The sequence below is a fragment of the Streptomyces sp. NPDC037013 genome, assembly GCF_055607265.1.
The window spans coordinates 104,914-119,870 of the sequence record NZ_JBVJRV010000003.1 but is presented as its reverse complement, the minus strand read 5'-3'; the positions used below and the strand labels follow the sequence as shown (position 1 = coordinate 119,870).

The 14,957-nt window shown below is 70.5% G+C and carries 12 protein-coding genes; 7 read left to right on the top strand and 5 right to left on the bottom strand.

What is annotated here, in order from left to right; translation table 11 throughout:
- Window positions 1-177 precede the first annotated feature (177 nt).
- Window positions 178-618 (top strand): RrF2 family transcriptional regulator, encoded by a 441-nt coding sequence (locus tag ACZ7DY_RS10465; protein ID WP_471132700.1) that lies wholly within the window; start codon window positions 178-180, stop codon window positions 616-618.
- Between the two features lie 49 nt (window positions 619-667).
- Here the strand turns inward: ACZ7DY_RS10465 and ACZ7DY_RS10460 are convergent, their stop codons facing one another.
- Complete coding sequence (locus ACZ7DY_RS10460) at window positions 668-1,930, bottom strand: globin domain-containing protein (RefSeq protein ID WP_471132697.1); 1,263 nt, start codon at window positions 1,928-1,930, stop codon at window positions 668-670.
- 318 nt (window positions 1,931-2,248) lie between these two features.
- Here ACZ7DY_RS10460 and ACZ7DY_RS10455 point away from each other — a divergent pair, with 318 nt between their 5' ends.
- Complete coding sequence (locus ACZ7DY_RS10455; protein WP_384257058.1) at window positions 2,249-3,610, top strand: glutamine synthetase family protein; 1,362 nt, start codon at window positions 2,249-2,251, stop codon at window positions 3,608-3,610.
- A gap of 583 nt (window positions 3,611-4,193) precedes the next feature.
- On the top strand, window positions 4,194-5,288 hold the full coding sequence (locus ACZ7DY_RS10450; protein WP_471132693.1) for an alanine racemase: 1,095 nt from the start codon (window positions 4,194-4,196) through the stop codon (window positions 5,286-5,288).
- Between the two features lie 8 nt (window positions 5,289-5,296).
- Here the strand turns inward: ACZ7DY_RS10450 and ACZ7DY_RS10445 are convergent.
- Both ACZ7DY_RS10445 and ACZ7DY_RS10440 read right to left on the bottom strand, forming a co-directional pair.
- Window positions 5,297-6,108, bottom strand: a protein-coding gene (locus ACZ7DY_RS10445) for an IS5 family transposase (protein ID WP_471132690.1) whose coding sequence is annotated in 2 segments (ribosomal slippage) — window positions 5,297-5,751 and window positions 5,751-6,108 — 813 coding nt in all. Because the reading frame shifts where the segments join, the coding sequence is not laid out codon by codon here.
- A gap of 523 nt (window positions 6,109-6,631) precedes the next feature.
- Entirely contained in the window at window positions 6,632-7,531 is a 900-nt protein-coding gene (locus ACZ7DY_RS10440) for a DUF4231 domain-containing protein (protein WP_471132687.1), read from the bottom strand.
- A 675-nt stretch (window positions 7,532-8,206) separates the two neighbouring features.
- Here ACZ7DY_RS10440 and ACZ7DY_RS10435 point away from each other — a divergent pair.
- Complete coding sequence (locus ACZ7DY_RS10435) at window positions 8,207-8,428, top strand: hypothetical protein (RefSeq protein WP_471132684.1); 222 nt, start codon at window positions 8,207-8,209, stop codon at window positions 8,426-8,428.
- A gap of 12 nt (window positions 8,429-8,440) precedes the next feature.
- Window positions 8,441-9,214 (top strand): helix-turn-helix domain-containing protein, encoded by a 774-nt coding sequence (locus ACZ7DY_RS10430; RefSeq protein ID WP_471132681.1) that lies wholly within the window; start codon window positions 8,441-8,443, stop codon window positions 9,212-9,214.
- A gap of 77 nt (window positions 9,215-9,291) precedes the next feature.
- Here the strand turns inward: ACZ7DY_RS10430 and ACZ7DY_RS10425 are convergent, their stop codons facing one another.
- Window positions 9,292-9,726 (bottom strand): VOC family protein, encoded by a 435-nt coding sequence (locus tag ACZ7DY_RS10425; protein ID WP_471132679.1) that lies wholly within the window; start codon window positions 9,724-9,726, stop codon window positions 9,292-9,294.
- A gap of 129 nt (window positions 9,727-9,855) precedes the next feature.
- Here ACZ7DY_RS10425 and ACZ7DY_RS10420 point away from each other — a divergent pair, with 129 nt between their 5' ends.
- Window positions 9,856-12,849, top strand: coding sequence for a bifunctional [glutamine synthetase] adenylyltransferase/[glutamine synthetase]-adenylyl-L-tyrosine phosphorylase (locus tag ACZ7DY_RS10420; RefSeq protein ID WP_471132676.1), 2,994 nt, complete (start codon window positions 9,856-9,858; stop codon window positions 12,847-12,849).
- A gap of 122 nt (window positions 12,850-12,971) precedes the next feature.
- Complete coding sequence (locus ACZ7DY_RS10415) at window positions 12,972-14,180, top strand: eCIS core domain-containing protein (RefSeq protein ID WP_471132674.1); 1,209 nt, start codon at window positions 12,972-12,974, stop codon at window positions 14,178-14,180.
- Here ACZ7DY_RS10415 and ACZ7DY_RS10410 read toward each other — a convergent pair.
- Window positions 14,173-14,784: a TetR/AcrR family transcriptional regulator C-terminal domain-containing protein gene (locus ACZ7DY_RS10410; RefSeq protein ID WP_471132671.1), complete on the bottom strand. Its 612-nt coding sequence runs from the start codon at window positions 14,782-14,784 to the stop codon at window positions 14,173-14,175. The two genes, ACZ7DY_RS10415 and ACZ7DY_RS10410, sit on opposite strands and share 8 nt — an antisense overlap.
- Window positions 14,785-14,957 lie beyond the last annotated feature (173 nt).

The following is a 14,957-nucleotide window of genomic DNA, read 5'->3' as shown; positions in this document are numbered from 1 at the left end:
GACGGACGGGACGGGACGACGGACGAGTGCGCTGATCGTAATGGGGCCAGGGGCCGCGGCCACAGGGTGAACCCGAATCCGGGACGGCACCAGCAGAATTTGGGACGGCACCAGAAGGATTTGGGACGGCACCAGGAGAATTTGAGGCACAGATGCGTATTACCTACGCTCGGTGGCATGCGGCTCATGCGATCGACCGACCTGGCGCTGCGCACGCTCATGCGCCTGGCCGTGGCGAAGGGCGCGGCGCCGACCACGCGCGAGGTGGCCGCGGACATGGCGGTGCCGTACACGCATGAGGCCAAGGTGGTCGCCGAGCTCCAGAAGCTGGGCCTGCTGGAGGCGCGCCGGGGCAGGGGCGGCGGCCTCGCGCTGACGGAGGCGGGCCGCACCGCGTCGGTCGGCGCGCTGGTGAGGTCCTTCGAGGGCACGGGCGACGTGGTGGACTGCGAGGGCGGTACGCCGTGCCCGCTGAAGGCGGCCTGCCGTCTGCGCGACGCGCTCCGAGGGGCCCAGGAGGCGTTCTACGCCTCGCTGGACCCTCTCACGGTGGCGGACATCGTGGCGGCGCCCACGGGACAGCTCCTGATGGACATCACGTCCCGCAGCGCGGACTGACCCGCCCCGCCCGCGCTCCCGGGGGACCCACCCCGCCCCAAGGCCTCGCCTACCCCTGCGCCAGCCACAGATCCGGCCCGAAGACCTCGTAGTGGATGTCGGCGGCGGCGACGCCGCGCTCCAGGAGCTGGGAACGTACCGACCGCATGAAGGGCAGCGGCCCGCACAGGTACGCGCGCGTGCCCGCTGCCGGTGCCGGGAGCGCCGTCAGGTCGGCGAGGCCCGTGAGGGCGGCGGGGTGTCCCGCGTCCGGCCGCTCGTAGAAGAAGTGCGCGGTGGCGTCCGGGAGCTCGGCGGCGTACGTCTGGTGCTCGGCGCGCAGCGCGTGCTCGGCGGGGGAGCGGTCGGCGTGCACGACGGTGACGGGCCCGCGGTGCCCGGTCGCGGTGAGCTGCTCCAGCATGGCGACCATCGGGGTGACGCCGATGCCAGCGGAGGCGAGCAGCAGCGGCACGCCGGCGTCCGACGCGTCGAGGACGAGATCCCCGTACGGCGGGGAGACCCGCAGCACGTCGCCCACCCGCACGCGCGCGTGCAGGTGGTTCGAGACCTCGCCGTCGGGCGTGGTGGCCTGCGGCCCCGCGACCCCCCGTACCCGCTTCACGTTGATCTGCCGGACGTCCGCACGGCCCGCGCCGACCGCACCGTCAGCCTCTCCGGGCGCTCCGGGCACTCCGGAGAGGCTGTACTGGCGTATCTGGCGTGCTCCGTCGGCCAGTTGGACCTGTACGGACACGTACTGGCCCGCGCGGAAGGCGGGTGCGGGCGCCCCGTCGGCGGGCCGCAACCGGAACGTGACGACGTCGGCGGTCTCCTCCACGCGCTCGACGACCTGCCACTCCCGCCATCCGGCAGCGCCCGCCGTGACGCTGTGGGCGGCGTAGAGGCGGGCCTCGATGGAGGTGAGCGCGTTGGCCATCAGCCAGTAGACGTCGTCCCAGGCAGCGGCCACCTCGGGCGTGACGGCATCGCCGAGCACTTCGGCGATGGCGGCGAACAGGTGCCGGTGCACGGTCTCGTACTGGTCGGGGGCGACGCCGAGCGAGGCGTGCTTGTGCGCGATGCGGCCCAGCATCACGTCGGGCCGCTGGTCGGGGTGTTCCACCAGGTGCGCGGCGAAGGCGGCGATCGACCCGGCCAGGGCCTGGCGCTGGGTTCCCGCGGCCTGGTTGCCGCGGTTGAAGAGGTCCTTGAGCAGCTCGGGACGGGCCGTGAAGAGCCGGTCGTAGAAGCGCTCGGTGATCTTTCCGATGGCCGCTCCGACGACGGGAAGCGTGGCACGGACGGTCGCGGCTGACTGTTCGGACAGCAACGTGGGCTCCTCAAGGACGGAGAGATACGGGGGGTTTACGGCCCCTTGTCTGTTTCCGCGCTCAAATTAGCATCTGAGATGCAAGTTATAGGGAGGGGGGTCACGGGAGGTCCCGGCCCCGGACGCGGGGCCCGCCGCCGTTACAGCCGCGCCTTCGAGCAGGCACTATGGGCACAGAGCGGCAAGCGGCCCGGCCGGAAGCCGCGGCACGGGGTCCGCAACGCGCGTGAAACCCAGGAGTGGGATGCTCGTGTGCCCGGCGCGCCCCGGGGTGCGGATGCAGGTGGCCTGACCAGCAAGGATGGGTGGAAGCGGAAGATGGACAAGCAGCAGGAATTCGTGCTCCGTACGTTGGAGGAGCGCGACATCCGGTTCGTACGCCTGTGGTTCACGGATGTCCTCGGCTTCCTGAAGTCGGTGGCCGTGGCCCCGGCCGAGCTGGAGCAGGCCTTCGACGAGGGCATCGGCTTCGACGGCTCGGCTATCGAGGGATTCGCCCGGGTGTACGAGTCGGACATGATCGCCAAGCCGGACCCGTCGACGTTCCAGGTGCTGCCCTGGCGCGCGGAGGCCCCCGGCACGGCCCGTATGTTCTGCGACATCCTCATGCCGGACGGCTCCCCGTCCTTCGCCGACCCGCGCTACGTCCTCAAGCGCGCCCTGGCCAAGACCTCCGACCTGGGCTTCACCTTCTACACGCACCCCGAGATCGAGTTCTTCCTCCTGAAGGACAAGCCGCTGGACGGCTCGCGGCCCACCCCCGCCGACAACTCCGGCTACTTCGACCACACCCCGCAGAACGTGGGCATGGATTTCCGCCGCCAGGCGATCACGATGCTCGAATCGATGGGCATCTCGGTGGAGTTCAGCCACCACGAGGGCGCGCCCGGCCAGCAGGAGATCGACCTCCGCTACGCGGACGCGCTCTCCACCGCGGACAACATCATGACGTTCCGCCTGGTCATGAAGCAGGTCGCGCTGGAGCAGGGGGTCAACGCGACCTTCATGCCGAAGCCGTTCTCCGAGCACCCGGGCTCGGGCATGCACACGCACCTCTCCCTCTTCGAGGGCGACCGCAACGCGTTCTACGAGTCGGGCGCCGAGTACCAGCTCTCCAAGGTCGGCCGCTCCTTCATCGCGGGGCTGCTGCGGCACGCCGCGGAGATCTCGGCGGTCACCAACCAGTGGGTCAACTCCTACAAGCGCATCTGGGGCGGCTCCGAGCGCACCGCGGGCGCGGGCGGCGAGGCCCCCTCGTACATCTGCTGGGGTCACAACAACCGCTCCGCGCTGATCCGCGTCCCGATGTACAAGCCGGGCAAGACGGGCTCAGCCCGCGTCGAGGTCCGCTCCATCGACTCCGGCGCCAACCCCTACCTGACCTACGCGGTCCTGCTCGCCGCCGGCCTCAAGGGCATCGAGGAGGGGTACGAGCTGCCGCCGGGCGCCGACGACGACGTCTGGGCCCTGCGCGACGCGGAACGCCGCGCCCTCGGCATCGAGCCGCTGCCGCAGAACCTGGGCGAGGCCATCGCCCTCATGGAGAAGTCCGAACTGGTCGCCGAGACGCTCGGCGAGCACGTCTACGACTTCTTCCTGCGCAACAAGAAGCAGGAGTGGGAGGAATACCGCTCGGAGGTCACCGCCTTCGAACTGCGGAAGAACCTGCCGGTGCTGTAGGCACAGGTCAGAGTGGTTTCGCATCGCTCCAGGCTTTCGGGGCTGCCGGTCTGTGACCGGCGGCCCCGTTGCGTGCGGTGGGGCGGGCCGCCTGTAGGCCGTGGGTCGTTGAATTGGGCTCGAGGTACCTGCAGTAGGCGGGGATGCAGACCGGACACTGAAGCCTGGGCGGGCGCTGTGCGGCCATGATCACGGACGGCCGTGACCTGCGGCCGTCGCTGGATCAATGCCTTGAACTGCGGCGCAGCCGCGGTAGGGCACTCGTGCGTGTGAGCACCGTATATCGCTCGGCAGTTGACTCCGATCCTCGGCTTGCCGGCGGACGCCGGGCCCTGCCGCTGAGCGTCTTGCGGTGCGACATCGGCGAGGTCTGGGACGCCTACCAGTCTTCCTGGTCTCGCGCGTCGCATCCAAGCCCCCCCGCAGTCGCCCGACATATTGGCTCTGTGGCCTATCTGGTGCACGGGCAGCTGCCTTAGAGGTCGTCTCGATTGGTACGTGTGGCCTGTAGTGATGGCTCTGCGGCCGTGGTCTACCGACCTGTCATGATCATCTCGACGTGTTCCATGGTGGGAGGCAAGAGATGGCGATTCCGCTGCCGGACGGGCTGGCTACGCCGGCGCTCGTGGTCGATCTGGAGGTGTTGGACGACAACATCTCGCGGATGGCTGAGACTTCGCGGTCCCAAGGGTTCGCCCTGCGGCCGCATGCCAAAGCCCACAAGTGCGGGCAGATCGCCGACCGTCAGCTTCGGGCCGGAGCGCGCGGGCTGTCGGTGGCCACGATCAGCGAGGCCGAGGCATTCGCCCGGGCCGGCGTGGATGACCTGTTCATCGCTTACCCCGTCTGGCTTGATGACGGCAAGGCGCAGCGGCTCCGCCGGTTGGCGGAGGACGTTGCCCTGAGAGTCGGCGTCGAGTCGGTCGAAGGCGCGCAGCGGCTGGGGAATGCCGTGCACGGAAGTGCCCGGCCGGTCGAGGTGCTCGTCGAGGTAGACAGCGGGAGCCATCGGACCGGGGTGCAGCCTCACGCCGCTGGTGAGGTCGGGAAGGCGGCTGCCGACGCCGGACTGGATGTCGTCGGCCTGTTCACGTTCCCGGGACACGGGTATGGGCACGACGCGCAGGCACGCGAACGCGCCGCACGGGACGAGGAACGCACGCTGGGAGAGGCCGCACAGGTGCTGCGGGACTTTGGGCTCGACATCCGCGTGGTCAGCGGCGGGTCGACTCCGACGGCGGGGCAGTGGCAGCCGGGCGCGGTCAACGAGTTGCGGCCCGGTGTCTATGTCTTCAACGACGCCACCCAGCTGGCCATCGGCACCTGCGGGGTGGAGGATCTGGCGTTGGTCGCCGCGGCGACGGTCATCAGCGTGCCCGCCCCGGACCGTTTTGTGCTGGATATCGGTAGCAAGGTCCTCGGCTCCGACCGGTCGCCCTGGGTCACGGGCCACGGCTACCTTCCCCAGTTTCCGCAGGGAAGCATCACTGGGTTGTGGGAGCACCACGCCGTTGTCCGGCTTCCGGAAGGGGTGCGGGGACCGCGCCTTGGGTCGGTGGTTGCCGTTGTCCCCAACCACATCTGCACGCCGGTGAATCTCGCCGATGAGCTGCTGGTCGTCCAAGATGGCGGGGTGATCGACCGCTGGCAGATAGCGGCGCGAGGCGCCAATACCTGAGAGATGTTTCAGGCCGAAAGCCGGCGGTAGCAGATCGGCGATGCGGCTATTCCGGCGAAGGCAAGGAAGTGTTCGGCCTTGGGTTCGTAACGACGGTGAAGACGTCGGCATCCGGCAAGCCAGGCCACCGTCCGCTCTACGGTCCAGCGGTGGCGGCCCAGCCGCCGCGAGGACTCGTTTCCCTTGCGTGCGATGCGCGGGACGATCTTCCGGCCGCGGAGCCAGCGTCTCAGGTGGTCGTAGTCGTACCCCTTGTCGGCGTGGAGCTTGGCGGGTCGGCGCCGTCGGGGTCCATGGGGCGAGTGGATCGGCGGGATACCCCGTACCAGGGGTTCCAGTCCCTGGCTGGCATGGGTGTTTGCAGCGGAGATGCCGATCGAGAGGGGCAGACCGGATCGCTCGGTGATCAAGTGGATCTTTGAGCCCTTCTTGCCGCGATCTACAGGGTTCGGACCCGTCAGGTCCCCCCCTTCGCCGCCCGCATGTTCACCGAGTCAATGGCACACCGCGACCAGTCCAACTCTCCGCGGGCGCCGAGCTCATCCAGCACCAGGCGGTGAAGCTTGCCCCACACCCGGGCCCGGCTCCACTCCGTGAACCGCCGGTGCGCGGTCGGTCCAGACGGGCCGAAGCCCGACGGCAGCTGACGCCACGTACATCCCGTCGTGGCCACGAACACGATGGCCGCCAACACCTGCCGGTTCCCATATCTGGGGCGGCCCCCACCCTGGGGTCGCACTGGAGCAGCCGGCACCACCCGCTGAAACAACTCCCACAATCCGTCTGGCACCAGACGCTCCACCATCGCTATCACGGCCATCAGCCTAGGGATCAAGCCAGTTGAGACGATCTCTTAGCTAGCGGTGCGCACGCCGCCGTGAGCTCCGCGGGGCGTAGGCCGGGGTCGGCTGGTGCGTTCAGTCGGCTTGTTCCTCATAGCGTCAGCGCCCCTTCCGCTGCGCAACTATGGACGCGGCCCCGCATTCGGCCGGCAGTGCCCACTCTGTGACGGTAAGCCCTGCGAGCTCAATCAACTCTTCTGTAATCCCCAACCGGTACAGCGGAGTCTCGGTGTGACGCTTGAGCCACTTAGTACGCCGGTCCTGCTCTGCCTCGCTCAGGTTGGCCCAGAGGTCAACAAAGACTTGGCCGTAATTCCCGCGCGCACCGGAGATCCTCTTGCGCACATATGGTAGTGATGCTGGGTCTTGGGCCAGCGAGACCAAGAGCCATGCTGTTTCGTAGTTAAGGGGATGCCCGTGGTTCGAGGCCAACTTGAGAGCCCGCCATTGAGTAATTGGGGCGAGTAACCACCGCCATAACTGCGTTGCGCCCTCCACGGATCAGCTTGCCCGCTCTTCGCGAGACGAACTCGACTGCTCCAACTGCAGCTCACGCTTCCGCTGTTCCTCTTTGAGGCGCTCGATGTAGCGTGCGAACAGGCGAAGGCGATCCGTTTCGGCTAGCGGCACGCCATTCTGACTCGCGTACTCGTCAAGCATGAACTGGGAGGCGTTGTAGTGCTTCTCGATCTCATCCGCGGTGGACTGAAGGTTGTACCCGCGCTCTCGGAACTTGAAGTAGCCTGTGACGCCAGCCGATATGCCGACCAAGGCGCTCAATGATGAGGTACCTATAGAAAGCGCCTTGTTTGTCCCCTCGTTCATGGCCGTTAGAGTCGATGTGACGATAGATCCGCTGATAATTATCAGTTGAAAGGCGTTGTGGACCCTCCTGTTCCTGGAGGCCCCTTTGCGGAACTGGGCAATTAAGTCGAGTGCTGCTTCACGGTAGATGCGGAGGTCTGAAGGGGAATCCAGAGGTAGCCGTGCTGCAGCCGACTGGCGATCTTGCAGGGCGTTACGAAGGGAGCCTGTGCGGTCGACGATCTTCTTTCGATTCTTCCAGATCACCCAGGTCAGGGAGATCCAGAAGCCCAACACTATTACCAGTCCTGCCCAACGCGTAAATGTCGGCTTGGACTCCCAGAGTCCGATTATGACGGTGTAGCCGAGTAGAAAGGCTAGGGTAATTGCGCCCATGAGGCACAGGAGGAAGATGCGCTGGAATGTCCGTGAGGCGCGCAGGTCGTCCTCAATTTCGTCAAACTCCTTGACGAGCCTCCGGTACTCTTCCTGTCGTTCCCTTTCTTCTTCCTCCGATAGTGCAGGTGTGCCGTTCGAATCCCCGGTCGGGGTGCTCCCCCGGCTGGCTCCTGAACCCTGCCCGCTGACCACAGCCACCCCCGTAAGCTATTCCGGTACTCGATCTCGGGAGGCTACGAACTGCCCGTAGTGGCCCACAATGGTGCGCTGGCGTGGCCGAGGCTGGGCTTAATCTTTGATTCTCTTGTGATGTAAGTTATCCGTCTGGCACTTGCTTTTCAGTCATGTCAAGTAGAAATTCCCTCAAGCCCTTGCTGCTCGGGAGTGCCGACTCCGGGCTTGCAGGCTGAAAGGTTCACCGCCAGCACAGCTGACGGACCAGCCGCACCGGCGAATGCATGACGGCCGGCGCCAACCGCAATGCCTCTGCCCCAGCTAGTTGGCGGATCGGCCGATACGGGGGAGCCGCCACCGGTGTCTTCCGTGATCGTGGACCCGTGGGGATCCTCGCAAGGCCCGCGTCGGTGTGCCGGGGACGGTCGGGCACGCGTGCATCAATCGGGGTCGCCGGGTGGCACGGGCGTTCGGGTGGTCGTGATGTGCGCAGGTGGGGAGGGGCCGCGGACCGGCCTCGAACGCGTCGCGGGCGCGCGGAATCCGGGTGAGTGGGGTAGGGGTGCATCAACTCCGCGAGGGCCCCGGATCCAGTGCCACCATGTGCCGACGGGCGCTTGCCGGCGCCCGGTTGGAGCAGCAGTCCGTGACGGTGCCGGGCGGCGAGACCCCGGGCACTTCGAGATCCAGAGGTACCTCATGCACACACATCGGCGTCTGACCCCTCCCGCTTCCGCTCCGGGACCGTCGGCCCGGCCGGACGGCCGCCGGACCGTCGTCGTCCTCGTGGTCCTGGTCCTGGGCGTCGTGCTGGCGCTCACCGGAACGCCCGTCGTCACCGTCGCGGAGGTCCTGGCGGCCTGCGGCCTGATCGGCGCCCGCCGGCTCCGCCGCGCCCCGCTCGCGGCCGCGGGACTGTGACCGGGGTGGATCATGGCACGCCCGGAACAGCCGGTCTCCACCGCCAACCCGGGACTGGTGAAGCTCGCGGAGTGGCTGCGCGCACAGCGCCGGGCCGCCGGCCTCACCCACCGGGAGATGGCGCAAAGGTCCGGTCACGCCTTCTCCGCCACCACGTACTCCCGTGCCACCAGCGGCGACCGGATCCCCCGGCTGCCGGTGGTGGAGGCGTACGCGCGGACCTGCGGGGCCCCGGTCGGCCAGGCGCGGCGGCTGTGGCAGGCCGCCCGGTACGCCGAGCACCGGCGGCGGAACCCCCGGGCGGGCGTGCCGAGGCCGGACCGCGTGTATGACCGCGCCGGGCTGAACCACGCGCTGCAGGAGCTCTATTACAAGGCCGGTGCGATCCCCGTCGACGAGATGGAGCGCAGGGCCGGCGCGCACGGGGAGCTGCCGCACAGCACGGTGCTCCGGATGCTGTCCGGCAGGTCCATGCTCGACCTCGCCCAGCTCGTGGCCTTCCTGCGGGTCTGCGACGTGACCGACGGCGTCGAGTGGGGGCGGTGGCAGGGCGCCTGGCACCGCGCCTGCCGCCACCAGGAGGTGGAACGCATGGCGGCCGGCCTGACGCGGATGCACGAGGCCTCGGCACGCAGCCGCCGCAGCGCCCGGGACCGGAGCGGGCCCGCCGCCGACACCGGCGCCGCGTCCCGGAACCTCCGTTATCCATCGGTGGGACTCGCCATGCGACGGAAGGGGCGTACGGAGGGGGCGGCGCCGCCCGAGGCCGCGTCGCCCCGCCCCTGAACGGCGGACGGCCGCACGACCGATCCGCTCACGGCTCACGGCTCACGGCTCACGACTCATGGCTCATGGCTCACGACTCACGGCTTGGGGACGATCGCCTCCCGCAGCGGCGTCGTCGCGCGTACCCGGTACTCCTGGATCGACCAGCCGTTGCCGTCCGGGTCCTTGAAGTACAGGAACGTGCCGCCGTCCTGCGGCGCGTGCCGGACCGGTCCGGAGACGTCCAGGCCGCGGGCGGTCAGTTCGGCGTGCGCGGCCTCGGCGTCGGCCACGCACAGCTGCAGGCCCTGGTAGGAGCCGGGGGGCGGCTTCGGTCCCGCCATCGTCTCCCAGAGCGCGTCGGCGAGGGCGATGGAACAGCCCGACCCCGGCGGGGTCAGCTGGACGATCCGCATGCCCGGCATGACCTCGGTGTCGATGTCTACGTGGAAACCCAGCTTGTCGCGGTAGAACTCCATCGACCGGTCGATGTCGCTGACCGGAAGCGGGATCACTTCGAGTGTGTATTCCATGCGCCGCAGTACACCAGGCGCCCACACCCCCTGTCAGCGCTCCCGACAGGGGTGTCCCGCCCCGCGGGCGCCGGGTCCGCCGGTCAGGCCGTAGGCTCGGGCCGAGGAGTGATCGAACGGAGGATCGGCATGACGGTGCCGCAAGGACGACGGAGCAGTACGTTCACCCGGCTGCTGCGGCACGGCTTCACCGACCCGTCCGCCGCGGAGCGGCTCCTCGACGACCCCGCGCTCAGCGCCGTGCGCAACGACCCGCTGCTCCTGGACGCGCTCGGCGCCACCGCCGACCCCGACCTGGCGCTGCTGGGCCTCGTCCGGCTCGTCGAGGGGCAGGAGGACGACCTCAGCCGCCGCGAGCTGCTCGACACGCTGGTCACGGCGAAGCCCCTGCGCGACCGGCTCCTCGGTGTCCTCGGCGCCTCCGAGGCCCTCGCCGACCACCTGGCCCGCCACCCCCGCGACTGGCGGGCCCTCGTCACCTACGAATCGGCCGACCTGCACCCGGGCGTCGCGGAGTTCGAGCAGGGGCTCGCCGACGCCGCCGACCCGGTCCAGCTGCGGGTCGCCTACCGCCGCTGCCTGCTCTCCATCGCCGCGCGCGACGTGTGCGGCACGACGGACGTCGCCGAGGCCGCGGCCGAGCTCGCCGACCTCGCCACGGCGACGCTGCGGGCGGCGCTCGCCATGGCGCGCGCCGAGGCCCCCGGCGACGCCGCGCAGTGCAGGCTCGCGGTCATCGCGATGGGCAAGTGCGGCGGCCACGAGCTCAATTACGTCTCCGACGTCGACGTCATCTTCGTCGGCGAGGCCGTCGAAGGCGCCGACGAGGACAAGGCCCTGCGGGCCGCCACCCGGCTCGCCTCGCACATGATGCGGATCTGCGCGGAGACGAACGTCGAGGGCACCATCTGGCCCGTCGACGCCAACCTCCGCCCCGAGGGCAGGAACGGCCCCCTGGTGCGCACGCTCTCCAGCCACCTCGCGTACTACCAGCGCTGGGCGAAGACCTGGGAGTTCCAGGCGCTGCTCAAGGCCCGCCCCGTCGCGGGCGACCTCGCGCTCGGCGAGGAGTACGTCGCCACGCTCGCCCCGCTCGTCTGGCACGCCGCCGAGCGCGAGAACTTCGTGCCCGACGTGCAGAAGATGCGCCGCAGGGTCGTCGAGAACATCCCGGCGGGCGAGGTCGACCGGGAGCTCAAGCTCGGACCCGGCGGACTGCGCGACGTCGAATTCGCCGTGCAGATGCTGCAGTTGGTGCACGGGCGCAGCGACCCCTCGATCCGGAGCGGCTCGACCCTCGAAGCCCTGCAGGCGCTCGGCGCGGGCGGTTACGTGGGGCGCGTGGACGCAGCCCAGCTCGACGACGCGTACCGCTTCCTGCGCTCCCTCGAACACCGCATCCAGCTCCACAAGCTGCGCCGCACCCACCTCGTGCCGGAGGGCGACGCGGATCTGCGGCGCATCGGCCGCTCCCTGGGGATGCGCACCGAGCCGATCACCGAGCTCGGCCGGGCGTGGAAGCGGCACACCTCCGTGGTGCGCCGCCTGCACGAGAAGCTCTTCTACCGGCCGCTGCTCGACGCCGTCGCCCAACTCGCGCCCGGCGAGGCACGGTTGAGCACGGAGGCGGCGCGCGAGCGGCTCGTCGCGCTCGGCTACGCGGACCCGAGCGCCGCGCTCAGGCATCTGGAGGCGCTGGCGTCCGGGGTCTCCCGCAAGGCGGCGATCCAGCGCACGCTGCTGCCGGTGCTGCTCGGCTGGTTCGCGGACTCCGCCGACCCGGACGCGGGCCTCCTGGGCTTCCGCAAGGTGTCCGACGCGCTCGGCAAGACCCCCTGGTACCTGCGGCTGCTCAGGGACGAGGGGGCCGCGGCCGAGAACCTCGCCCGCGTCCTCTCCGCCGGCCGGCTCGCCCCCGACCTGCTGCTCCGCGCCCCCGAGGCAGTCGCCCTGCTCGGTGACGCCCGCGGTCTGGAGCCCCGCGGCCGTGCCGCGCTGGAGCAGGAGGTCATGGCCGCGGTGCGCCGCGCGGACGGCCCCGAGCAGGCCGTGACGGCGGCCCGCGGCGTGCGCCGCCGCGAGCTGTTCCGTACCGCCGCGGGCGACATCATCGGCTCCTACGGCACGGAGGAGAGCCCCGCCGAGGCCGACCCGGGCGCCCTCGTCGACCGGGTGGGCGACGCGGTCTCGGACCTGACGGCGGCGACGATCGCGGGCACGCTGCGCGCCGTCGTCCGCGCCGGCTGGGGCGACACGCTCCCCACCCGCTTCGCGGTCATCGGCATGGGCCGCTTCGGCGGTCACGAGATCGGCTACGGCTCGGACGCGGACGTCCTGTTCGTGCACGAGCCGCGCGAGGGCGCCGACGAGCAGGAGGCCGCCAAGGCGGCGGCCAAGGTCGTCGCCGAGATGAGCAGGCTGCTCCAACTGCCCTCCGCCGACCCGCCGTTGCTCATCGACACCGACCTGCGCCCGGAGGGCAGGAGCGGCCCCCTGGTGCGCACCCTCGGCTCGTACGAGGCGTACTACCGCCGCTGGTCCCTCGTCTGGGAGTCCCAGGCGCTGCTGCGGGCCGAACCGGTCGCGGGCGACGAGGAGCTCGGCCGCGCCTTCATCGACCTCATCGACCCCCTGCGCTATCCGGCGGAAGGCCTCGGGGACGACGCGATCCGCGAGATCCGCCGCCTCAAGGCCCGCATGGAGGCCGAGCGGATGCCGCGCGGCGCGGACCCCACGCTGCACGCCAAGCTCGGCCGCGGTGGCCTCTCCGACGTCGAGTGGACCGTCCAGCTCCTGCAGCTGGAGCACGGCTGGGCCGAGCCGGGGCTGCGCACGACCCGCACCCGCGAGGCGCTGGCGGCGGCCCGCGCGGCGGAGCTGATCCCGACGGAGGACGCGGCGATCCTCGACGAGGCCTGGGTCCTTGCCACGCGCGTCCGCAACGCGGTGATGCTGGTCCGCGGCCGTGCGGGCGACACGTTCCCCTCCGACGGGCGTGAACTGGCTGCCGTCGGACGGTACTTGGGGTACGACGCCGGACACGTCGGCGACATGCTGGACGACTACCGGCGGATCACGCGCCGGGCGCGGGCGGTCGTGGAGGAGCGGTTCTACGGGGCCTGAGGGAGGGCGGCGGTGCCCCATCGGGCACCACACCCTGCCCTCGCGCACCTGGCCCGGCCTAGCCCGCGTGACGTATCCAGGAAGAGTACGAATCCCTCTGCCTGGAGCTGCCTGGAGGCCCCATGCGCGCCCGCGACACCGCCCGACCCGCCGACGGGGAGAGGGCGGGCCGCACCCCGGCCAGGCCCACCGCGGCCCCGGCGCACGCGGGGGGCATGTCCGCGCGGGACCTGCTCGCGCTGCAGCGCACCGCGGGCAACGCCGCCGTCACCGAGGCCGTGCAGCGCTCCGCCGTCCACGACGTGCTGCGCGGCGGCGGCCGGCCCCTCGACGCCGCCACCCGCACCGACATGGAGGCCCGCCTCGGCGCGGACTTCTCCGACGTGCGCATCCACGACGACAGCGCGGCGAAGGACTCCGCGGCCGAGGTCGGCGCCCGCGCCTACACCTCCGGCAACCACGTCGTCATCGGCGACGGCGGCGCCGACCGCCACACCCTCGCCCACGAGCTGACCCACGTCATCCAGCAGCGCCAGGGTCCCGTCGCCGGCACCGACCACGGCGACGGGCTGAAGGTCTCGGACCCGTCCGACCGGTTCGAGCGCGAGGCGGAGGCCACTGCCCACCGGGTCCTCTCCGGGCCCGCGCCCGAGGTCCACGCGGAGGCCGGGCCGGTGCAGCGCGCCACCGCGACAGCGCACGCGCCGGTCCAGCGCGCGACCGCGGTCCAGCGCGTCAACGACACCCAGGCGGCGCCCCGGGTCGACTGGAACCAGCTCCTGGACATCATCGTCGGCCGGGACCGCACGCTCGCCGGATTCCAGTTCGGCCGGGAGTGCCGCAACAACGGCGGCAACAACCTCATCTCACGGCCCGTCCCGGTGGAGGTGCACGACGGCGGTACGACGGCCAGGCTGGCCGTCCACCTCAACGTGATGCTGACCAGCGGCGGCGAGGTCAGGAACCGCTCCACGGGCGAGTCCTCGGCGACGATCAAGGGCGCGCTCTTCCACCTGACGGCCCGGCCCGCGGCCGGCCAGGAGAACATCGACGAGAACGGCGCCTCCCAGCTCACCGCGGAGGAATCCATTCACGTGGGGCGCAACAACGCCAAGGGGTGGAACAACCGGTCCGACAACACCGCCCGGCTCGCGCGCGCCGTCGGCGTCTCGGCACCGGCGCTGCTCGCCGCGCTGGAGGCCAAGTACCCGCTCGCCGGCCTCCAGGGGCTGATCGACCGCTTCAAGAAGGACGTGGGCCGCGCCGTGGTCCACGGTCTGGCCCCCGAGGTCGTCCACGTGGTCTGGGACGGCGACGAGTCGTTCAACTAGCCCGTCCCCGCAGGGTTCTCGCGTGCGCCAGAAAGCCGTCAAGGGCCAGTTCGAAGGCGCGCTCCGCCCGCCCCCGCGGCACCGCGGCGAGCGCCTCGGCCAGGCGGGGCGTGGCCGTCTCGTCCGACAGCACCCACATCGTCCGCGGCGCCGCGAGGTCGAGCGCCGAGCCGAGGACGAGGTTCTCCAGGCCGGTGATCACCGGCATCACGTCGGGCAGGGCGAAGCCTGCGGAGAGCAGCAGCGTCACCGCGCGCTCGTACTGGTCGAGGACGCGCGGGGCGCGCACCGGTGAGGTCGTCAGGAGCGGGATGGCCTTCGGGTGGGCGGCGAAGGCCGCCCGGTAGGAACGGGCCCAGGCAAGCAGCGCCTCGTCCCACGCGCCCCGCTCCAGCGTCCCCGAGTCGATCGACTCGGAGACGCGCTCGCGCAGCAGCTCGACGATGCCGTCCCGGCCGTCCACATGGTGGTACACCGAGCCGGTCTGCACGCCGAGCCGGCGTGCGATCTGCGGAACGCTGAAGTCGCCGCTCTCGTCGACGAGTTCGAGCGCGGTCGTCGTGATGCGCGTCCTGTCCAGCAGTGCCGTGCGCGGCCGTCCCATGGTCTTGTTCCCTCCGTGTGGGTGTCGGAGTCTTCCCGAACCGCCCGGGGTGAGGCTACATTGCCGAAACCGAAAGCCTTTAGGTTTTCGGCCCCTCCGCACGTCCTCCGCACGTCCTTCCCGTGCTCCGCCCGCATGCCTCGCGCCCAGCTCCCATGCCCCGCTCCCCGCCC